Origin of the sequence: Clostridium swellfunianum (genome assembly GCF_023656515.1) — a bacterium.
Classification (GTDB): Bacteria; Bacillota; Clostridia; order Clostridiales; family Clostridiaceae; genus Clostridium_AT; species Clostridium_AT swellfunianum.
Genome location: NZ_JAMOFV010000006.1, coordinates 3,934,998 through 3,955,576, shown reverse-complemented (window position 1 = coordinate 3,955,576; position 20,579 = coordinate 3,934,998). Strand labels below are relative to the sequence as shown.

Here is a 20,579-nt window from a genome sequence, read left to right as displayed (position 1 = left end):
GTGATAGTAATGGACAACAAAAACCTAATAAACGGCAGCTCGGCTTTAGCACCTAAGCAAAAGCCTCAGACAAGAAACCTAGAGGAAGAGCTTAAGAGACAAAAGAAGGAAAGAATTGCAAGACAAAGGGCGCAGGCACAGATTAGACTTAAAAAACAAGCCAAGGTAATAAAAGGTATAGGTATTTCGTTTTTAGTTGGGGTTTTATTAATTGGACGGTATGCGGCAGTATATAACATGCAGAAGGACATAGTTAAGGTAAAAAGCCAAATACATAATTTAAATATGGAAAATGAAGACCTCGTAAGCCAGTTATTAAAATCTAATAGTATTCAACAGATTGAAGAAACTGCAAAAACAAAACTACATATGATCACTCCCGATAAAAAGAATATAATTCACCTGGAAACCACTAAAGATTACTTTGCAAAAAATACTGAAGATAATAAAAAGAATAAGCAGGAGGATTTTATAGCAAAGCTTAGAAATATATTGTTTTAGTGGGGGTAGATAGGTTGGCTACACGCGATTTTAGGGACAAGGTGATAATTAAAAAAAGGATGCTGATTTCATTTGGCATACTTTTTCTTTTATTTTTTTTGCTAATCATAAGGCTGTTTTATGTTATGGTTGGACAATCGGAACATCTGACAAAAATTGCGAAAGAACAGTGGACAAGTGAAGTAAAGATAGATGCAAAAAGAGGAAGAATTCTAGATAGGAATGGTCTTGAGTTAGCGGTTAGTGCTAATGTTTACAGAGTTGATTTAGATATGAACTCTCTAAGACAACATCTAGATGAAAAAGGTATCACTAGAGAAGAAATCGCACCAAAGCTGGCCGAAGCGTTAAACATGGAAAGGGATGAGGTTTTAAAGATTCTATACAAAACTCTTCCTAATGGTCTTCCTATGGCATCCGCTTCTTTAGCTAGAAGGATTGAGAAGGCGCAGGCAGACAAGATTATTGATTTAAATATAAGAGGGATTCAAGTTTCCTCGGATACAAAGAGATATTACCCAGGTGATAATTTACTGTCTCATGTTTTAGGGCATGTAAGAAAAGATGGTGTTGGACTTAATGGAGTAGAGCTTAGCTATGATAAGATTCTATCAGGCACACCGGGCATAATAATGTCTGAAACAGATAATAAGAGTAAAGGACAACCTTACATAATTTCTGAATTCACTAAGCCTGTAGATGGCAAAGACCTGGTACTGACTATAGACAAGATGATACAGCAATTTGCAGAAAAGGCAGCACAGCAAGCTTTAAATGACAATAAGGCGAAAAATGTGAGCATAACAGTTATGCAGCCAGAAACAGGTGAAATTTTAGCTATGGCCAATAAGCCGGATTATAATCCCAATAACCCATGGGTTGAAGGGAAAACTCAGGATGAACTTCAGAAAATGTGGAGAAATAGGCTTGTAAGCGATACTTTTGAACCAGGCTCAATATTTAAGGTAATTACAGCCTATGCTGCTATGGAAGAAAATGTTGTGCATGAAGATGATCATTTTGTCTGTGGAGGAAGTACCAGAGTATTGAATAGAGTTATTCGATGCTGGAAAAGAACTGGGCACGGTGATGAAAACTTTGTAGATATATTAAAAAATTCATGCAACGTTGGTTTCATGGAACTTGGAAAGAGGCTTGGAAAAGATAATTTAAATAAATATATAAATAAATTTGGATTTGGTCAAAAGACTGGTGTTGATTTACCAGGTGAAGCTAAGGGAATTATAAGAAAAACTTCCAGCATCACTGATGTGGACTTAGCAACAATATCTTTCGGACAAAGCAATACAGTTTCAGGTATTCAATATTTGACAGCTCTAAATGCAATTGCAAATGGTGGAAAGTTAGTAACTCCGCATGTAATGAAAGAAATTGTACAGTTTGATAGCAATAACAAAAAAATATATGAACAGAACTATGACAAGTACAATGAAAGAAGTATATTAAAAGAGGATGTTGCCAATAATTTAAGAGAGTATTTGGAAAAAGTTGTATCAGAAGGTGGAGGTAAGAATGCTCATATTCCTGGTTATCACATAGCTGGTAAAACTGGAACTGCCCAAAAGGTTGACAGTGTTACAAAAAGTTATGCGTCAGGAAAATATATATCCTCTTTTGGAGGTATGGCACCAGCTGACAATCCCAAGATTTCTGTATTTATTTCTATTGATGAGCCAGATCCATCAAATTATTATGCTGGTCAGATAGCTGCTCCAGTAGCTAAGCAGCTATTCAATGATATATTTAATTATTTGGCAATAGAAGTAGATGCATCAAGTGAAGAAATTGCTAAAAGCATGCGTAGTGATGTAGTGGTACCTGAGGTTAGAGGTATGAAAAAGGATGCTGCTGCTAAGCTTTTAAAAGAATTAAAGCTAACTTATGACGCTGATACAAAAGGTGATTATGTAGTAGACATGAATCCTAAGCCGGGATATACCGTTAAGGAGGGCGACAAATTGTTGCTTTACACTGGAACAGCTACCAACTATAATAAAGTGGTGATTGTACCAGAACTTTTAGGACTAAGTAAGGAAAAAGCTATAACTGTTTTGAAAAATTTAGGATTAAAGGCTGAGTTTACTGGAGAAGGGCTTGTATCAAATCAAAATATAAAAGCTGGTGATCAAGTCACTAAGGGTGCAACTCTTGAGTTAGAATTGGACGTTATTGAAGATTAATTATAAAAAGTTTTTTTTGAGGCATGCAAATATTTCTTTATTTTAAGTAATATTGCATGCCAATATTGTGTATATGCCTAGGAGGGCAGAGTCTATAATCAAGATTTTAAGGGTGTACCAGATTGATGTAACCCAGCTTGGAAAACCAGTGAATAAACTATTCTGGGTTTGTACAGAAAGGAGAAGAGCTATGAAATTAAAAGAATTGCTAAAAGGTTTGAATTACTGCATATTAAGCGGTAGTGACGACATAAATATTAATAAGATAGAATATGATTCCAGAAAAATTGAGAAAGGAGACGTATTCTTTTGTATAGAAGGACTTAAGATGGATGGTCATGACTATGCTGCAAAGGCTTTAGAAAAAGGAGCAGCAGCAGTAATTTGTCAAAAGGAAATATCTTTGGAAGGTTCTGCTTCAGTGCTAAAGATTGAAGATACAAGAAAAGGGCTAGCCTCTGCTGCATCTATATTTAATGGTGAACCTTGGAGAAAGCTTAAAATGATTGGCATAACTGGAACCAATGGGAAAACCACTTCTACATATATGATAAAGTCAATATTAGAGGAAGCAGGAAATAAGGTAGGGTTGATTGGAACTATTGCCAATTATATTGGAGATGAAAAAATACCATCTCATCGAACAACTCCTGAATCTCTAGAGCTTCATGAACTATTAAAAAAAATGGTTGATAGTGGAGTTACTTATTGCGTTATGGAAGTATCCTCGCATTCACTAGCTTTAGATAGAGTTTATGGAATAGAATTTTCTGAGGCTATATTTTCTAATTTAACTCAGGATCATTTAGATTTTCATATTACTTTTGAGAACTACTATGATGCTAAGCTTATGTTGTTTAAAAACAGCAGAAATTCTATTATTAATATGGATGATGAATATGGCAGGCGTGTTTATGATGATGTAGTTGCTAATAAAGTCACATATGGAATCAATAGAACAACTGATATAAAAGCTGAAAATATAGTTATGCATTCCAGAGGAATAGAATTTGATCTAATAAATGGTGGCCAATATGAACACATTAATTTGAATATACCTGGAAGGTACAACATATATAATGCTCTCGGAAGTGCGGGTGCTTGTCTGAATGAAGGAATCAGCCTTGAGATTGTTAAAAAAGGTCTTGAAAAAGTTTTTGTTCCAGGCAGATGTGAAATTGTTACTAAGAAATATAACTTGGATTATGAAGTAATAGTTGATTATGCTCATACTCCCGACGGTCTTGAAAATATATTAAGTACTGCTAGGGAATTTACAAAAGGAAGACTAATCTCAGTGTTTGGCTGTGGAGGAGATAGAGACAAAACAAAGAGACCTATAATGGGGGAAATAGCTAGCAGATTAAGTGATATAACGGTTATAACTTCTGACAATCCAAGATCAGAAGAGCCAATAGCTATAATAAATGATATTTTAAACGGCGTTCCAAATGATAATTATATTACAATTGAAAATAGAAGAGATGCTATTAAGAAGGCTATGAGTATTGCTGAAAAAGGCGATATTATCGTTGTTGCTGGTAAAGGCCACGAGGACTATCAAGAACTAAAGGATAAAGTAATACACTTTGATGAAAGAGAAGTTATTGCTGATATAATAAAGGAGCTGTTATAGATGTTGAATTTGTCCCTAAATGAAATTGTAGAGGCAGTAAATGGAGAAATAATTAAAGAAGGAAATGAAATAGAACTTGAAGCTCTTGGAATAGATACAAGAACTATACAAAAAAACAGCATTTTTGTTGCTATTAAAGGTGAAAATTTTAATGGAAATGCCTTTGCGGCAGAGGCAAGCAATAAAGGAGCTGTCATATGCATAGTTGATGAGATTTTATGTGAGGCTGACAAATTTCATAAGGATACAGCGATTATAAAGGTAGCTGATACAAAGATAGCTCTTCTACAGCTTGCTAAGCACTATAGAAGCAAGCTGAGAATAAAAGTTGTTGGCATAACCGGTTCAACTGGAAAAACTTCAACAAAAGACTTAGTTGCTTCTATGCTTAGCTCAAAATACAAAGTGTTTAAAACTAATGGGAATTTCAATAATGAAATAGGACTTCCTCTTATGATATTTAAATTAACAGATGAATATGATGTTGCTGTTCTTGAAATGGGCATGAGTAATCTTGGTGAGATTCACAGACTTGCTGATGTTGCAAGGCCTAATATAGCTATAATTACAAATATAGGTGTATCGCATATTGAGTATTTAAAAACAAGAGAAAATATACTAAAGGCTAAATTGGAGATAACAGATTTCTTTAATGAAAAGAGTATATTGATAGTAAATCACGATAATGATTTATTAAGAACGATTGATTCTGAAAACTACCATATTTTTAGAATAAGTACTGAAGAAAAAACTGCTGATTATATAGCTGAAAATATAGTTTTAAATGAAGACAGCATAAGCTTTGAAGTTAAAGAAAAAAGTAACACTATTAGCCCTGAGTTCAGTATTTCTATACCAGGAAAGCATAATGTGCAAAATTCACTTCTTGCTATAGCTTGCGGAAAAGCACTTAATGTGAGTTATGAAGAAATGATAGAAGGAAGTTCTTTACTCGAATTTACTTCTATGAGGCTTGATGTAGTAAAAGGTAGTAAATTTACAATAATTGACGACTGCTATAATGCTAGTCCTGACTCTATGAAGGCTGCATTAGAAGTTTTAGAAAATGCTTCGGGACATAGAAAGATTGCAATCTTAGGGACTATGAAAGAACTTGGAGAAGAAGGGTATATGCTTCATAAAGAGGTTGGAACGTATGTCGCAGCTAGGAATATTGACCTGCTGATAACTATAGGAGAATTTAGCGAAGCTTTTAAAGAAGGCTTTAATGAGGACAGAAAATTTATGCAATTTGATAGTAATGAAAAAGCAGCTGAATATCTGCAAAGTATTATAAAGGAAAAGGATGTAGTTTTAGTAAAGGCATCCAGGTCTATGAAGTTTGAAAGTATAGTTAATAAGCTTAAGCTGTTAAATTGCTAAAGAGGGGATAGAATTATGTATAAAATTGTTTATGCTGTTTTAATAGCATTTTTTATTTCATCCATACTAGGACCGATTTTAATACCGCTTCTTCACAGGTTAAAGTTTGGCCAAAATATAAGAGAAGAGGGGCCTAAAAGCCACCAGAAAAAAGCTGGAACTCCTACTATGGGAGGTATTATATTCATAATTTCTTCCTTTATCACTATGGCTATTCTAATAAATAAGCCTAGTGATGAAGCAATGATAGCTCTTTATTCTTTTATAGCCTTTGGAATAATAGGTGCATTAGATGATGGTTTAAAGATAATACATAAAAAGAATCTTGGATTAAGAGCAGCAGAAAAAATGATACTACTCATTATAGTATCTGGTGTTCTAGGCTATTATGCTGCTACTAGTCCAAAAATAGGAACTAAAATTTTTATACCTTTTACTCAAATAAACTTTGATTTAGGAATATGGTATATACCATTTGTAGTACTATACTATGCTGCTACTACTAATGCAGTAAACTTAACGGACGGTTTGGATGGTTTAGCTACTTCTGTAACGCTATTAGTTATGACTTTCTTTGCCTTAGTAAGTTTTGGACTTGGTCATTACAACTTAGCAATATTCTGCGGCGTAATCGCTGGATCTTTGCTTGGTTTCCTAAGATATAATGCGTTCCCGGCTCAAGTGTTTATGGGAGATACTGGTTCGTTGGCATTAGGGGGAGCAATTGCTTCTATAGCTTTGATACTAAAACTCCCATTATTGGTTATAATAGTAGGTGGAGTATATGCTGTGGAAACTTTGTCAGTAATAATACAGGTTGCGTCATTTAAACTTACAGGTAAAAGAGTATTTAAAATGAGCCCGCTCCATCATCATTTTGAATTATCAGGTTGGCATGAAACAAAGATAGTTTCATTGTTTTCAATAATTACCGTTATTTTATGTTTAGTAGCATTTTTATCCTTACCAGCAATTATCTAGGAGGATACGTCCAATATGAAAAAATCCAATGTAAAAATGGGGAATATCGACTTTATTTTGTTTTCATCAATAATGATACTGGTAGCAATTGGTGTGGTTATGGTTTTTAGCGCCAGCTCCTACAGTTCTTTCTTTAGGAAAAATGACAGTATGTATTATTTAAAGAGGCAGGGCGCCTTTGCTATAGCTGGTATTTTTGCAATGGCTTTAGTTATAAGAACTGATTATCATAAACTAAAAAAATTAACAAATATTTTCATGATTGTTACTATAGGACTTTTAATCGTAGTATTATTTACTCCTGCAGTTAATGGAGCTAGTAGGTGGATTCCATTAGGTCCGTTCGCTCTTCAGCCATCTGAGATTGCAAAATATGTTGTAGTTCTTTATATGGCAAAGAGCATTGAGTATAAAGGGGAAAAGATTAAAAGCTTTATTTATGGCATACTGCCATACCTTATAGTATCTGGTTTTTATGCTGCTTTAATTCTTATGGAGCCTAACTTAAGTATTGCTACGGTTATAATGATTGTTACAATGATAGTGTTGTTTGTTGCAGGAGCAAGATGGCTGCACTTCTTTGAAATACTTGGAATGGTTGGAGCTTTAGGTGTACTCGGTATTCTATTAGCTCCATATAGATTGGCTAGATTTACAAGTTTCCTTGATCCCTGGGCAGACCCAAGAGGAGATGGATATCAGCTTATTCAATCTCTGCTAGCCTTTGGTGCAGGTGGTATAACTGGTGTTACTTTAGGAAAATCGAGACAGAAGGCTTACTACATACCTGAGCCTCATACTGATTTCATTTTTTCCATTGTAGGAGAAGAGCTTGGCTTGATTGGATGTACTTTAATAATAATATTATTTCTAGTTGTTATTTGGAGAGGCATCAGGACAGCAATGAGAGCAAAGGATACATACGGAACTTTACTTGCCATTGGGATTACTTCTGTAATAGCTGTTCAGGCTGTTATTAACATAGCAGTTGTAACTGGTTCAATGCCTGTAACAGGGGTACCACTTCCTTTCATTAGTTACGGAGGATCAGCTTTAGTTTTTAATCTCATGGGAGTGGGAATTGTTCTAAACATATCACGACAATGTAATAATTGATGAAGCATTGCTTAACCGCAATGCTTTTTTAACTTGATTTTCGAATGAGAAAAATTTAACAAATTTCTCTCATTATTAATAAAAATTCTTCCTAAACATAATGAATTTAGTTTCATTAAGTGGTATTATATATAGTAGAATTCTAATTACTAAAGTATAAGGTGTGATAATAAATTGAGACAAACTCAAATTAGCACAAATAATGAATTAATAATAAAGAGAAGACAAAAAAGGGCTATAAAGAGAACGGTCATATTTTCTGTGCTTCTTATTTCTGTTTTAGTTACTTTATGCTTGAAGCTTACTTATTTCAATGTATCCAATATAAAAATAATCAATAACAGCATAGTTAACAGTGATGAAATAGAAAATATGGTTAAAGATATTATCGGAACGAATATTTTTTATTTAAATCTTAAAAATATAAGAACTAATGTATTGAAAAATCCGTATATATTAAAGGCAGATATTAAAAGAAAGCTGCCTAATACAATAGTTGTATCAGTGAGTGAAAGACAGGCTGTCTTTTATGGAAAACGCGATAACAATTTTTTAATAATTGATAAAAATGGAATTGTTTTGGAAGAAAAAGATGATATTTCCGGCATGAAGCTAACAAGTCTTGAAGGTTTTGATTTAGTTGAAACGAAACTTGGTGAACCTGTTATAAAAGAAGATAAAAGAAAAATTAATGACATAGGGACTATAACAGAGTTGATAACCCTGAATACCAGCAGCATTGAAATTACATCTGTGAATTTGTCTGATTCGTTAAATACTATTGTTAAATGTAATGATATTTCAATTAAATTAGGAACTGGCAATATTAAGGAAAAGTTGAATTTAGCTTTTAATATTATTGAAAATAATGATTTAAAAGACCAAAAGGGCTATATTGATGTAAGCTTCGAAGGGAATCCTGTAGTATACATTGAAAAATAGCTTTAGATTTATAGGAGGAAAACAATGAAGAAGTACACTTCACAAATTTCTGTTGCTTTAGTTTGCTGTATTCTTGGATTTATGCTTGCTTATCAGTTTAAAATACTAAATAATCAAGCAAAAGTATTTAAGGCTCCAGAAACTAATAGTGATATAACTATTGAAATAGAGCAATATAAAAAGCAAAAAGAACAAATGCAAAAGAACATCGATGATTTGCAAGGAAAGCTGAAAAGCTATGAAGAGGCTGCAGCAAATAAAAACGATGAGTCAAAGGCGCTCCTTGAAGAACTTGAGACTACAAGACTTCTCACAGGAACTAAGGACGTTCAAGGACCTGGTGTTGTTGTATATTTAACTCCTAACAAAAGCATCTTAGGAAGCGATTTACAGGCAGAAAGAATAACAGACAAACATTTGGTTTATATTGTTAATGATCTTATAGCAGGAGGAGCAGAAGCTGTTTCTATAAATGATATTAGGATAACTCCAAGAACTGGTATAGTAGTATCAGGGAGTGATATTAGGATAAATGGAGAAAAAGTTTCACCAATGGATAGAATAACTATAAAAGCTATAGGTGATAAAGATGTGCTATATAGTGTATTTACTTTTCCAGGTGCTCTTAATGAATTTAAAACCGTCAGCAAGATTACTTACGAAAAGTCAGATAATATAACAATAAAAAAATACAACAAAAGTTTTAAATTTGAATATGCAAAACCAGTAAAGCAAAAATGAGGTGATTAAATGATAGCATTTATAGGATTATTGTTAGGTATTATTGCAGGAGTATTTTGGGATATAAATATACCTGATAAATTTTCACCATACATGTCTGTTGCAATATTGGCATGCTTGGATTCTGTTTTTGGGGCACTAAGGGCAGCTCTTTCAAAGAATTTTAGGGCAGATGTGTTTATTTCAGGTTTCTTCGGTAATGCTGTTTTGGCTGCTGCGCTTGCTTATTTAGGTGATAAACTTAATGTTCCAATTTATCTGGCTGCAGTAATAGTGTTTGGAGGAAGAATATTTGATAACTTTGCAATTATTAGGAGGCTAATGCTTGAAAAAGCTAAATCACACAATGAGGTGGTTAAATGAAAAATAATGAGGCATCATTATTTGTTTTCATTGCTTCAATAATAGTTGGAATACTAATATCATTAAATATTAACTTTAATAGGACTTATAATAGAGTATTTTTAACAACAAAACAATATCAAGATGCATACAATCAAAGAAACAAACTTAGAACTGATATTAGCAACATGCAGGATATTTATGAAGAGTTGTATGATAAACTGAGAAAAATCAACTATAATAAGGAAGGTTCAAATAACGTTGTAGGCGAGATACAAAATGAGCTTGATAGAAATAAGATGCTTCTTGGGCAAATGGATGTAGAAGGGCAAGGAATAGTGATAACTCTTAAAGATCTTAGCAATGATTTATTCTACAATGAGGATGATCCAGACATCTTGTTTAAAATAGTTCACAACTATGATATTACTTATATAATAAACGATCTTAGAAATGCAGGTGCTGAAGCTATAGCTGTTAATGGTCAAAGAATTGTTGAAAGCAGTGAAGTAATCTGCGACGGACCTCTGCTAAATATAAATGGAGTAAAGATTGCATCCCCTTTTTATATTAGCGCTATTGGAAACAAGGATGGGCTTAGGCAGTTTATGCTAGCTGATGAACACTATTTAAAAGAGATGATAAATAGAGGGATAAATGTTGAAGTTAAAGAATCTGAGAATATTAAAATTCAAGGATACTATCATGAATTAAATAGGAATTTTATTAAGTCAGTAAAATAGGGATAATAAGATTTAACCTGTCATAATTATAAAATTTTAATGACAGGTTAAATTTTATTAAAAAATATAGTTGAATTGAAGGAGTTTTCGAATTTTTGAAGAATAATAATAATATAATTTAATTTATTGTGTATTAATAAGTTTTTATTTCTACAATAAATTTAAAGGAGACGGTAATATTGTCTATAGCTGATAAAATAAAAACCATAAAGGATGGCTTAACTGATGATATAACCTTAATAGCAGTTTCAAAGTATAAAAGCGTTCAAGAGATTAATGAAGCTTATGATTGTGGCATAAGAAATTTCGGAGAAAATAGAGTTCAGGAACTGCTTGATAAAAATGACAAACTGCCTAAGGATATTAGATGGCATTTAATTGGACACCTGCAAAGAAATAAAGTAAAGTATATAGTAGGCAAGGTTGAGCTAATACACTCACTTGATAGTATTAAGCTTTTAGAGGAAATTGAGAGACAGTATGGTACTAGAAATATGTCTGCAAAGGTTCTTATACAAATAAATATTGGAGAGGAAGAAAGCAAGACAGGAATAAAACCTCAAGAGCTTGAACATTTATTAGAAGTTTGTGAAAGCTGCAAGCATGTAGAGGTAGAAGGGCTTATGGCTATTATTCCAATAGGTGATGAGGAAAGCTGCCGCAACTATTTTAAACAAGTGAAGCAAATATTTGATAGTATAAAGTTAAAGAAATATAATAATATTCATATGAAATATCTTTCTATGGGTATGACAAATGATTATAAAATAGCAGTCTTAGAAGGTTCAAATATGATAAGAGTCGGTACCGGTATATTTGGAAGAAGATAAATTAATAATAAACGTAGGGGGAGTAAGAAAATGTCTGCAAAAATGATAAATAAAATGATGGGATTTTTAGGACTTGAAGAGGATATAGAATTAGAAGAAAATGAAGAAAAAGACGATATAATTAGAGAAGAAGAAGTAGCTCAAGTTGAGTCCATATTTACTTCAAGTAAAAAACCAAAAAGCAATGTTGTAAACATACATACTGCAGCTTCGGCTAAAGTAGTTATTATAAAGCCAAATGATTATGATGAGGCTGCAAATATATGCGATAATCTAAGAAACAGAAAGATTGTAGTTGTCAATACCACATCACTAGAACCAAAGCTGGCTCAAAGACTTTTAGATTTCATTGGTGGTGCTTGCTACGCCTTAAGTGGAGAATTGCAGCAGGTAGAAAAAGGCGTTTTCATTTTGTCACCTTCAAATGTTGAAGTATCCAATGACTTAAAAAATGAACTTAGCAGCAATGGTATTTTGAATTGGAATAAATAATTTTGGAGGCAAATATGATTTTAACTTTAAGGTATGCATTGAATTTGCTCTTTAGATTTTTAGAGTACGCCATTTTGATAGATGTAATATTGTCTTGGGTTTATAGAGGCAGGGGGAATATGTTCATAGATATACTTCATATTTTCACTGAGCCTTTTATGGCACCCGCAAGAAAACTTCAGCAAAGATTAATGCCAATGTCCATGCTTGATTTTTCACCTATCATTGCTTATTTTATTATTAGCTTGCTAAGAAGATTAGTATTTGTAATCTTGTAATAAAACTATGGATAAGAAAAGTTTTATAAGTACTATAAAGTTTGAAGATGATAATTTATTATCAAATTTATATGATAAGATTAAGCTGGCAGAGAAAATTTCAAGACCCGTATTTACATCAGAATTTTACCCTCCAAATGTTTGGAAAATAGTAAAAGATATGAACAAGAGCTTCAATATCAATATATACACCTGTGGCATTTTCGAAGAGAGCGAGAGAAAAATGCTTTGCATGGCTCAAGAGGAACCTGAAAAGTATCCTGCTAAGCTTATAAAAATACAAAACAAGTCTAAATTTGAAAGTTTAGATCACAGAGATTATCTTGGAGCGATAATGGCTTTAGGGATAAAAAGAGAAAAATATGGTGATTTGATCTTAGATGGAAACAACTGTTATGCAGCTGTTAGCGAAGAGATTAGCGATTATATTTTATATAATTTAACCTCTATAGGTCGATGTCCATGTAAAGTTGATATAATTGATGACTATAGTGATTTGAATATAAGTGCCAGGTATGAGGATTTTATGCTTCATAGTACTTCTTTAAGGCTTGATTGTATTGTTAGTTCAATATGCAGCTTGTCAAGGGCTAAGGCTGTTGAGCTCATTCAGGCATCAAAGGTATTAATTGATTATGTTGATATAAACGAAAAAGATAAGGTTATTGAAGCTGGTACTGTTATAACAGTAAGAGGATATGGTAAATTTAAGTTTATTGAGCAGATAGGTTCTACTCAAAGAGGAAGACTGAAGCTATCTATGAAAAAATACATATGATGAGGTGGTAATTTTGAAAATAACAGCTATGGACATAACTAATAAAGAATTTAAAAGAGCAATAAGAGGATATTCTGCTGAGGAAGTAGATGAATTTTTAGATAAAATTGCAGAAGATTACGAAACATTGTATAAAGAAAATTCGTCTATGAAAGAGAAAATTAGTGCACTAAATGAAAAAGTAGAGCACTATGCAAAGATGGAAACAACAATACAAAACACTCTACTTTTAGCGCAAAATGCTGCAGAGCAGTCAAAACAAGTTGCACAAAAAGAATCAGATTTAATAGTTAAGACTGCTAATGAATCAGCACAGAGGATTTTAGATAAGGCTCATAACGACGTTATGAAAATCAATGATGACTATGAGCAATTAAAACAAGAGTTTATAAAGTTTAGAGCTAAATTTAAAAACTTTATGAATACACAAGTAGAAATGTTTAATACCTTGGAAAAGGATGTAATAAAAAATTATAATATCGGTTCAAGCTTTGAAGATTCTCTTAAAGAAAAGGATATTGATTCTGAAGAAGAATTTAAAGTTAAAAATATTAAATCTGATGATTTAAAACAAGATAATTTAAGTGAAATTAAAAGCTTTTTTGTAAAAGAAGACTAGCAATATCTCACTCTTAGGAGTGGGATTTTTCTATTTGTATTCCTTGGAAGCACAGTAAAAATCAACAACTGTTATGGCTTAAAGGAAAGACAGGAGGAAGGAAAATGGAAGAACTTAAAATAGATAGCCTTCAAGCTGAATATAAGGTTTATATAGACAATAGTTTTGAAGAATTTAAAACTTACATATATGAATGCTATGGAAGGTATTCAAAAAAAATATTTATAGTCACAGATGATAGGGTAGCTAGCTTTCATAAAAATATAATTGATTATTTTCGTAAGGATTTAACGGCAAAAGTGTTTACTATAAAGAACGGTGAAGAAAGCAAGAATTACGATACAATAAGCGATGTGTATAAGTTTTTAACTGATAATGGTGCTGATAGAGACAGTTTATTAATTGCTTTTGGTGGCGGTGTTGTAGGAGACTTAACCGGTTTCGCAGCAGCAACCTACATGAGAGGTATTGGATTTATAAATATACCAACTACCTTAATGTCTCAGGTAGATAGCTCTATAGGTGGGAAGGTTGGTTACAATCATAATGGCATTAAGAATATAATTGGAGCTTTTTATAATCCTGAAGCAGTTTATATATCAACTCATTTTTTAAAGACTTTGGAGAAACAGGAACTGTTAGATGGTTTGGGAGAAATTTTAAAGTATGGTTTGATAAGAAATGAAGCATTGCTTGATTTCATTGAAAGTAATTATTCAAGCATATTAAGTCTGGAAGAGGATAGTTTAATTTATGTGGTAAAAGAATGCCTTAGTATTAAAGCTGAAACTATTGCTGAGGATTATAAAGATATTGGGTTTAGAAATATACTTAATTTTGGACACACAATTGGACATGGCATAGAAATTGATTCAAACTACACAATAACTCATGGCATATCTGTAGCGTTAGGTATGCTTGCAGCTTTAAAGCTGTCTGAAGAAAAACTTCAACTTCCTCCCCAAATATATAGCAGAATAGAAAATTTATATATAAAATTGGGTATACCAATTAGGTATAAAGTTGACAATTTTGCATCCTTTTTGTATGCTATAAAGCATGACAAGAAAAACTCGGACGGTATAAGATTTGTATTGCTGGAAGATATAGGGCTGTGCAGGATTAAGGTGGTAGTATCTGAGAAAGACATATTATCAGCTTTGCAAAGAAGTATTTGCAATGTTAAATAAATATTAGTAGGAGGAATTAATATGATTATTGGAATAATAGGTGCAATGGATGAAGAAGTAGAACAACTGCTCAAGGATATTGAAATTGAAAGAAAAGAAACAAAGGCAAGGATGAACTTTTACTTTGGAAGGCTTTGGGGACAAAATGCAGTTGTAGTAAGAAGCGGGATAGGAAAGGTTAATGCAGCAGTTTGTGCTCAAATTTTAATTGATGATTTTAAAGTCGACTATATAATAAATGTTGGTATAGCAGGTGGAATTGGCGAGAATATCAAGCCGGGAGACGTAGTTGTAGCTGATAATTTAATTCAGCATGATATGGATACCACGGCTTTCGGAGATAGAATAGGACAGATTCCAAGACTTGATACATATGACTTTAAATGTTCTGAAACATTAGTTACGAAGGCTAAAGAAGCCTGCAGCTATCTTAAGGAAGGCAAATCTTTTGTAGGAAGAATTGCAACAGGAGATCAATTTATTGCAGATTGCGATAAAATAAAATGGCTTAACAGTGAGTTTGATGCCGTTGCCTGTGAGATGGAAGGTGGAAGCATTGCTCAGGTCAGTTATTTAAATAAGACACCTTTTGTTGTAATCAGATCAATATCAGATAATGCAAGCACAGGTGCTCATATGGATTATGAAAAATTCAAAAATATAGCAGTTGATAATTCGATAATAATACTTAAAAATATGCTAAAAAATATGTAGGTGATGATTGGGTGAAACAATTATTGGTAGACAAGAGCAGTGGTGACAGTATAAAGGTAAAGATAAGCAATATAGTCTTTGGCTCAGAAGATAAAATTATAATATCTGGGCCATGCTCTGTTGAAGATTATGAAAATATGATAAAAATAGCAAGGAAACTAAAAAGGCTGGGAGTGCACATGATAAGAGGAGGTGCATTTAAGCCTAGAACTTCTCCTTATGACTTTCAAGGGCTGCAGGAAGAAGGACTAAAAATACTTAAGCAAGTAGGCTGTGAAGTTCAACTTCCTGTAGTAACTGAGATTATGGATACTAGAGATATAGAAATGGTGTCGGGATATTCTGATATGCTTCAGGTTGGTTCCAGAAATATGTATAATTATTCTCTTCTAAAAGAGTTAGGAAGAAGCAAGGTGCCAGTACTTTTGAAAAGAGGAATGAGTGCCACATTATCTGAATGGCTGTATGCTGCAGAGTATATACTATCTTTTGGAAATCCAAATGTTGTACTTTGTGAAAGAGGCATAAGAACCTTTGAAACTTATACTAGAAATACCCTAGACTTAAACAGCGTAGCAGTTCTAAAACAAAAGTATAGGCTGCCTGTGATAGTTGATCCAAGCCACGGCACAGGCATGAAAGAACTTGTTCCTAATATGTGTTTAGCATCAATAGCAGCAGGCGCCGACGGCCTTATTATTGAAAGTCATATAAATCCTGATAATGCTGTATCTGATGCTAGACAAACGATATCTATAAGCTCTTTAGAAAAAATAATTTCCAAGGTTAATAAACTAAAAGAGATATATTAAAATATATTTATTTTAGAAGAATTACTAAGTACCTAGGAAGAATATAGAAGTCATAACAATTAATAATTGTTATGTACTTGCAAGGAATACAGGAGGCGTAACAATTAATAATTATTACGTACCTGAAAGGAATACAGGAGGGTTAGTTTAAATGAAAATTGAGCTTCAAAGAAAAAATGAGGCGGTTAAAAGAACATTTAGGCTTCCTGGAGATAAATCCATCGCACACAGATCTTTAATTATTGGGGCTTTAGGAAAAGGAAGCTATAAGATATATAACTTTCCCAGGAGTTTGGATTGTTTGTCAACCCTGCATTGTATGAAAAACATAGGTATAGAAGCAGAAAATAATGAAGATGGAATATACGTTTATTCTCCTGGATATGAGAATTTCAGTAAAGTTTCAGTAAGCTTAAATGCAAATAACTCAGGAACTACAGCTAGACTGTTAAGCGGATTAATTTGCGGCTGCGGAATAGAGGCTTCAATCGATGGAGATGATTCATTAAGAAAACGCCCAATGGATAGAGTAGTGGTGCCTCTAAAAGCTATGGGAGCTAGTATAGAAAGCAGCTCAAACTTACTTCCTTTGAAGTTCATGGCATCGGAGAAGCTTAAGGGCATTAAATATAAAATGCCTGTTGATTCGGCGCAGGTAAAGTCCTGTGTTCTAATAGCTGGATTTATGGCTGAGGGAGAGACTATAGTAATTGAAAATAAAAGCACTAGAGATCATACTGAAAGAATGTTTAAAGCTTTAGGTGCAGATATAGCAGTTAATGAAAATAGTATAACTATAAAAAATTCAGATATTACTGTAAAAGATATATATATCCCAGGCGACATATCTTCTGCAGCATTTATACTTGCTTGCTTTTTATTGAGCATAGACTCAGAGGTACGAATTGAAAAGGTACTGCTTAACGAGAGAAGGAGAAAGTATTTAGATATACTTAAAAGAATGGGAGCGAGTTTAAGCTATGAAATTTCTAAAAACATTAATGGCGAATTAGTGGGAAATATTGCTGCAAGCAGCAGCAGATTGAATGGAGTTAAAATAGCAGCGGAAGAAGTGCCAAATATAATTGATGAAATTCCAATGCTTTCTGTACTTGCTGCTTTCAGCAGCGGCACTACAGTCATTGAAGGAATAAAAGAGCTTAAATATAAGGAAAGTAATAGAATAAAGGCAATAGCTAATAATCTAAATTCTATAGGTATTAAAGTAATATATTCAGATGAATCATTAGAGATAATAGGAAAAGATTGCTTAGTTAATAAAGAAGTTCATATAAACCCATATAGCGATCATAGAATTGCGTTGGCTTTTACAGCATTTGCTATGAGAAATGAAGGAATAACAGTTATAGATAATTGGGATTGTACAAACATATCTTTTCCAGATTCATTGAAGTATTTTAAAGAAATTTTTGATATTCACATCCACCAGTAATAAAATCTACTTATTTTGAGAAAATAAGTAGAAGACATAATTAACTTGAATAGGTGGGTGGAAATATGAATAGTCAAAAGCTTGAATATTATAAGAAAAAACTTCTTGCCGAGAAAAACGATGTAATAGCTTTATTAAAACAAATGGAAGAAAATGAAGCGTTTAATTCAAAGGTAGAATTCGCAACTGAACTTTCAGAACTATCTATGTACGACAATCACCCTTCAGATATTGCTACAGAAACTTTTGATCAAGAGAGGGGTTTAGCATTAAAAGAACATGAGATAACCATAATAAAGAAAATTGAAGATAGCTTGGCGAATATTGAAGAAGGAAGTTATGGAACTTGCAAATCATGCGGAAAAAAAATTCCGGAAGAAAGATTGGAATTTATACCTTATGCAGAGTTTTGTGTTACCTGTCAGGATGCAGCTAATAATATGAGACCTAGAGAAAAAAATAACAGACCTGTTGAAGAAAGTGTATTAGGAGAGCCGTTTGGGTATGGTGTAAAGGATTTTGATGAACAAAATTATGAAGTTGGATACGATGCTGAGGATGCTTATCAAGATGTTCAGAGGTTTGATTGGCGGGAAAATACAGACTACGATTTTCTAGATGAGGATCCTTTATATGTTGAACCTATAGAGCAAATAAGCAATCAGCAATATAAAAATCAGCTTCCCGATTAATTAGTAATAGTAATGAAAGGTTGAGATGGGGATGGAACTTTTAATAGTTTTAATTGGTATTATTTTAGACAGAATAACTAAGATTTGGGCTTTAAGAAGTCTTGCTACAGGAAATGATATAATTGTAATTAAAGACTTATTTGCATTTTCCTATTTAGAAAATAGAGGAGCTGCCTTTGGGATATTTCAAAATAGAGTACTGCCTTTAGCTGTCATGACTTCCTTAGTAATAGTTGGTATGGTATATTATCTTGTAAAATATAAGCCTGTTTCAAAACTACTTAGATACAGCCTGGCTTTGATTATAGCTGGTGCATTAGGAAATCTTATTGATAGGCTAGCATACAGATTTGTTGTGGATTTTATTTTGCTTCACTACAAGGATGTTTATTATTTTCCAACTTTTAACGTAGCAGATATGTTTGTTGTGGTTGGAACAATACTTCTGGCTATATGCATATTGAAGGATGAAAAATAATGGAATTAATAAAGTTTGTAGTTAATGAAAATACAAAAGATGTGAGATTGGATGTTTATCTATCCAAAGAAATGCAGGATAAATCGAGGGCTTATATCCAAAACTTGATAGAAGAAGGTAAAGTTACAGTAAATAGTTCTGTTAAAAAAAGTAATTATAAACTTAAAATAAGTGATAAAATTCAAATAATTGTTCCTGAGCCAGCTGTGCTTAATATAAAACCGGAAAACATTCCACTTGATATTTTATATGAGGATAAGGATGTTATAGTAATAAATAAACCTCAAGGTATGGTTGTACATCCAGCTTCCGGAGTGTATGAAGGAACCTTGGTTAATGCTCTGCTTTATCACTGCAAGGACTTATCGGGTATAAATGGCATTGCAAGACCAGGAATAGTTCACAGAATAGATAAGGATACCTCAGGAGTTTTGGTTGTTGCAAAAAATGATTTTGCCCATAATCATTTGGCTCTCCAGTTTAAAGAACACAGTATAAATAGAATTTATATAGCATTAGCTGAGGGAGTCTTAAAGCAAGAGGAGGGTACGATTGATGCTCCATTGGATAGACATCCGGTAGATCGAATTAAAATTGCAGTAGTAAAGGATGGCAGAAGAGCAGTTACTCATTATAGAGTTTTAGAAAGATATAAAAGCAATACGCTTGTTGAGTGCAAGCTTGAAACAGGAAGAACACATCAGATTAGAGTGCATATGTCCCATATTAATCATCCTTTAGTTGGAGATCCAGTTTACGGATATAAAAAACAAAGATTTAAGCTTGAAGGTCAAATGCTTCACGCAAAGCTCCTTGGCTTTATTCATCCAACTACAAAAGAATACATGCATTTTGAAGCCAGCAGACCTGATTATTTTGAAAAAATATTAAATATACTTCAAAAAGAATTGCTTTAGTATATTAAGTGTGCTATTATTATAACAAGAAATTTAATATACCTTTAAGTGATTCCGTGAGATCATAAGGCTGCGAAATAGTGTTTAATTGTTATATGTATAAACTTTTGTTTATTGCGCCTTTATCTCAGGATAAGGCGTTTTTATTTTGCATTTTATTACAGAGGAGGTGGAAGAAGATGAATTTGAAGACACAGTTAATCGATGATAAAGCTATTGCAAGAACCTTGACTAGAGTTGCTCATGAAATAATTGAGAGAAATAAAGGTATAGAAGATGTAGTACTTATAGGCATTAAGAGAAGAGGGTATCCCTTGGCCCATAGAATTGCAGAGGCCATTGAAAAAATTGAAGGTACAAATATTCCAGTTGGAAGCGTAGATATAACACTTTATAGAGATGACCTGTCTACCATAGGAGAATATCCAGTTGTAAATGAGGATGCTTTAGGTATAGAAATTAAAAATAAAATTGTGGTTTTAGTTGATGATGTTCTTTATACAGGAAGAACAGCCAGAGCTGCTATTGATGCTGTAATACATCACGGAAGACCAAAGATAATTCAACTAGCCGTATTAATTGATAGAGGTCATAGAGAGCTTCCCATTAGAGCTGATTATGTAGGAAAAAATATCCCAACCTCAAAAAATGAGTTGGTTTCAGTAGAATTAAACGAAATAGATAACATTGACTCAGTTAAACTATATGAACTATAAATCTTTTAATTTAGCTCTGAGAGG

23 protein-coding genes are annotated in these 20,579 nt (G+C 32.9%); all 23 read left to right on the top strand.

What is annotated here, in order from left to right; translation table 11 throughout:
• The 23 genes from NBE98_RS18780 to pyrR all read left to right on the top strand — a co-directional run bounded on the left by NBE98_RS18780 (position 1) and on the right by pyrR (position 20,555).
• Positions 1-501 carry a hypothetical protein gene (locus NBE98_RS18780; protein WP_250816542.1) on the top strand — a complete coding sequence of 167 codons (501 nt, stop codon included), beginning with the start codon at positions 1-3 and terminating at the stop codon, positions 499-501.
• Positions 502-515: 14 nt separating this feature from the next.
• Positions 516-2,702, top strand: coding sequence for a stage V sporulation protein D (locus NBE98_RS18775; RefSeq protein WP_250816541.1), 2,187 nt, complete (start codon positions 516-518; stop codon positions 2,700-2,702).
• Between the two features lie 190 nt (positions 2,703-2,892).
• Positions 2,893-4,338 carry a UDP-N-acetylmuramoyl-L-alanyl-D-glutamate--2,6-diaminopimelate ligase gene (locus NBE98_RS18770; protein WP_250816540.1) on the top strand — a complete coding sequence of 482 codons (1,446 nt, stop codon included), beginning with the start codon at positions 2,893-2,895 and terminating at the stop codon, positions 4,336-4,338.
• A complete protein-coding gene (locus NBE98_RS18765) occupies positions 4,339-5,721 on the top strand; it encodes a UDP-N-acetylmuramoyl-tripeptide--D-alanyl-D-alanine ligase (RefSeq protein WP_250816539.1) in 1,383 nt (460 codons plus the stop codon).
• Positions 5,722-5,736: 15 nt separating this feature from the next.
• Positions 5,737-6,702 carry a phospho-N-acetylmuramoyl-pentapeptide-transferase gene (mraY, locus tag NBE98_RS18760; RefSeq protein ID WP_250816538.1) on the top strand — a complete coding sequence of 322 codons (966 nt, stop codon included), beginning with the start codon at positions 5,737-5,739 and terminating at the stop codon, positions 6,700-6,702.
• A 15-nt stretch (positions 6,703-6,717) separates the two neighbouring features.
• Positions 6,718-7,818: a stage V sporulation protein E gene (gene spoVE, locus NBE98_RS18755; protein WP_250816537.1), complete on the top strand. Its 1,101-nt coding sequence runs from the start codon at positions 6,718-6,720 to the stop codon at positions 7,816-7,818.
• Positions 7,819-7,992: 174 nt separating this feature from the next.
• Positions 7,993-8,760, top strand: a complete 768-nt coding sequence (locus tag NBE98_RS18750) for a cell division protein FtsQ/DivIB (protein ID WP_250816536.1) — start codon at positions 7,993-7,995, stop codon at positions 8,758-8,760.
• A 24-nt stretch (positions 8,761-8,784) separates the two neighbouring features.
• Positions 8,785-9,501 (top strand): DUF881 domain-containing protein, encoded by a 717-nt coding sequence (locus NBE98_RS18745; RefSeq protein ID WP_250816535.1) that lies wholly within the window; start codon positions 8,785-8,787, stop codon positions 9,499-9,501.
• Positions 9,502-9,510: 9 nt separating this feature from the next.
• Positions 9,511-9,864, top strand: coding sequence for a small basic family protein (locus NBE98_RS18740; protein ID WP_250816534.1), 354 nt, complete (start codon positions 9,511-9,513; stop codon positions 9,862-9,864).
• The gene (locus NBE98_RS18735) at positions 9,861-10,586 is read left to right on the top strand and encodes a DUF881 domain-containing protein (RefSeq protein WP_250816533.1); all 726 of its coding nucleotides are present in this window, start codon (positions 9,861-9,863) and stop codon (positions 10,584-10,586) included. The genes NBE98_RS18740 and NBE98_RS18735 overlap by 4 nt, the downstream gene beginning before the upstream one ends.
• A 179-nt stretch (positions 10,587-10,765) precedes the next feature.
• Positions 10,766-11,416 carry a YggS family pyridoxal phosphate-dependent enzyme gene (locus tag NBE98_RS18730; protein ID WP_250816532.1) on the top strand — a complete coding sequence of 217 codons (651 nt, stop codon included), beginning with the start codon at positions 10,766-10,768 and terminating at the stop codon, positions 11,414-11,416.
• Between the two features lie 30 nt (positions 11,417-11,446).
• Complete coding sequence (locus tag NBE98_RS18725; RefSeq protein ID WP_250816531.1) at positions 11,447-11,908, top strand: cell division protein SepF; 462 nt, start codon at positions 11,447-11,449, stop codon at positions 11,906-11,908.
• A gap of 14 nt (positions 11,909-11,922) precedes the next feature.
• Positions 11,923-12,186 carry a YggT family protein gene (locus tag NBE98_RS18720; RefSeq protein WP_250816530.1) on the top strand — a complete coding sequence of 88 codons (264 nt, stop codon included), beginning with the start codon at positions 11,923-11,925 and terminating at the stop codon, positions 12,184-12,186.
• A gap of 7 nt (positions 12,187-12,193) precedes the next feature.
• On the top strand, positions 12,194-12,964 hold the full coding sequence (locus tag NBE98_RS18715) for a YlmH family RNA-binding protein (RefSeq protein ID WP_250816529.1): 771 nt from the start codon (positions 12,194-12,196) through the stop codon (positions 12,962-12,964).
• Positions 12,965-12,977: 13 nt separating this feature from the next.
• Positions 12,978-13,583, top strand: coding sequence for a DivIVA domain-containing protein (locus tag NBE98_RS18710; protein WP_250816528.1), 606 nt, complete (start codon positions 12,978-12,980; stop codon positions 13,581-13,583).
• A gap of 104 nt (positions 13,584-13,687) precedes the next feature.
• The gene (aroB, locus tag NBE98_RS18705; RefSeq protein ID WP_250816527.1) at positions 13,688-14,773 is read left to right on the top strand and encodes a 3-dehydroquinate synthase; all 1,086 of its coding nucleotides are present in this window, start codon (positions 13,688-13,690) and stop codon (positions 14,771-14,773) included.
• Between the two features lie 21 nt (positions 14,774-14,794).
• Entirely contained in the window at positions 14,795-15,487 is a 693-nt protein-coding gene (locus NBE98_RS18700; protein WP_250816526.1) for a 5'-methylthioadenosine/adenosylhomocysteine nucleosidase, read from the top strand.
• Positions 15,488-15,498: 11 nt separating this feature from the next.
• A complete protein-coding gene (aroF, locus tag NBE98_RS18695) occupies positions 15,499-16,299 on the top strand; it encodes a 3-deoxy-7-phosphoheptulonate synthase (RefSeq protein ID WP_250816525.1) in 801 nt (266 codons plus the stop codon).
• Positions 16,300-16,450: 151 nt separating this feature from the next.
• Positions 16,451-17,752, top strand: coding sequence for a 3-phosphoshikimate 1-carboxyvinyltransferase (gene aroA / locus NBE98_RS18690; protein WP_250816524.1), 1,302 nt, complete (start codon positions 16,451-16,453; stop codon positions 17,750-17,752).
• A 65-nt stretch (positions 17,753-17,817) separates the two neighbouring features.
• Positions 17,818-18,444, top strand: coding sequence for a TraR/DksA C4-type zinc finger protein (locus tag NBE98_RS18685; protein ID WP_250816523.1), 627 nt, complete (start codon positions 17,818-17,820; stop codon positions 18,442-18,444).
• 31 nt (positions 18,445-18,475) lie between these two features.
• Complete coding sequence (gene lspA / locus NBE98_RS18680; protein WP_250816522.1) at positions 18,476-18,922, top strand: signal peptidase II; 447 nt, start codon at positions 18,476-18,478, stop codon at positions 18,920-18,922.
• Positions 18,922-19,839, top strand: coding sequence for an RluA family pseudouridine synthase (locus NBE98_RS18675; RefSeq protein ID WP_250816521.1), 918 nt, complete (start codon positions 18,922-18,924; stop codon positions 19,837-19,839). The genes lspA and NBE98_RS18675 overlap by 1 nt, the downstream gene beginning before the upstream one ends.
• A gap of 179 nt (positions 19,840-20,018) precedes the next feature.
• Positions 20,019-20,555 carry a bifunctional pyr operon transcriptional regulator/uracil phosphoribosyltransferase PyrR gene (gene pyrR, locus NBE98_RS18670; protein ID WP_250816520.1) on the top strand — a complete coding sequence of 179 codons (537 nt, stop codon included), beginning with the start codon at positions 20,019-20,021 and terminating at the stop codon, positions 20,553-20,555.
• Positions 20,556-20,579: the final 24 nt, after the last annotated feature.

Excerpts from the sequence above, each read along its gene's own strand:
- NBE98_RS18770 (WP_250816540.1), top strand. The coding sequence starts at position 2,893 with ATGAAATTAAAAGAATTGCTAAAAGGTTTGAATTACTGCATATTAAGC.
- NBE98_RS18765 (WP_250816539.1), top strand. The coding sequence starts at position 4,339 with ATGTTGAATTTGTCCCTAAATGAAATTGTAGAGGCAGTAAATGGAGAA.
- mraY (WP_250816538.1), top strand. The coding sequence starts at position 5,737 with ATGTATAAAATTGTTTATGCTGTTTTAATAGCATTTTTTATTTCATCC.
- spoVE (WP_250816537.1), top strand. The coding sequence starts at position 6,718 with ATGAAAAAATCCAATGTAAAAATGGGGAATATCGACTTTATTTTGTTT.
- NBE98_RS18745 (WP_250816535.1), top strand. The coding sequence starts at position 8,785 with ATGAAGAAGTACACTTCACAAATTTCTGTTGCTTTAGTTTGCTGTATT.
- NBE98_RS18740 (WP_250816534.1), top strand. The coding sequence starts at position 9,511 with ATGATAGCATTTATAGGATTATTGTTAGGTATTATTGCAGGAGTATTT.
- NBE98_RS18735 (WP_250816533.1), top strand. The coding sequence starts at position 9,861 with ATGAAAAATAATGAGGCATCATTATTTGTTTTCATTGCTTCAATAATA.
- NBE98_RS18725 (WP_250816531.1), top strand. The coding sequence starts at position 11,447 with ATGTCTGCAAAAATGATAAATAAAATGATGGGATTTTTAGGACTTGAA.
- NBE98_RS18720 (WP_250816530.1), top strand. The coding sequence starts at position 11,923 with ATGATTTTAACTTTAAGGTATGCATTGAATTTGCTCTTTAGATTTTTA.
- NBE98_RS18715 (WP_250816529.1), top strand. The coding sequence starts at position 12,194 with ATGGATAAGAAAAGTTTTATAAGTACTATAAAGTTTGAAGATGATAAT.
- aroB (WP_250816527.1), top strand. The coding sequence starts at position 13,688 with ATGGAAGAACTTAAAATAGATAGCCTTCAAGCTGAATATAAGGTTTAT.
- NBE98_RS18700 (WP_250816526.1), top strand. The coding sequence starts at position 14,795 with ATGATTATTGGAATAATAGGTGCAATGGATGAAGAAGTAGAACAACTG.
- aroA (WP_250816524.1), top strand. The coding sequence starts at position 16,451 with ATGAAAATTGAGCTTCAAAGAAAAAATGAGGCGGTTAAAAGAACATTT.
- NBE98_RS18685 (WP_250816523.1), top strand. The coding sequence starts at position 17,818 with ATGAATAGTCAAAAGCTTGAATATTATAAGAAAAAACTTCTTGCCGAG.
- lspA (WP_250816522.1), top strand. The coding sequence starts at position 18,476 with ATGGAACTTTTAATAGTTTTAATTGGTATTATTTTAGACAGAATAACT.
- NBE98_RS18675 (WP_250816521.1), top strand. The coding sequence starts at position 18,922 with ATGGAATTAATAAAGTTTGTAGTTAATGAAAATACAAAAGATGTGAGA.
- pyrR (WP_250816520.1), top strand. The coding sequence starts at position 20,019 with ATGAATTTGAAGACACAGTTAATCGATGATAAAGCTATTGCAAGAACC.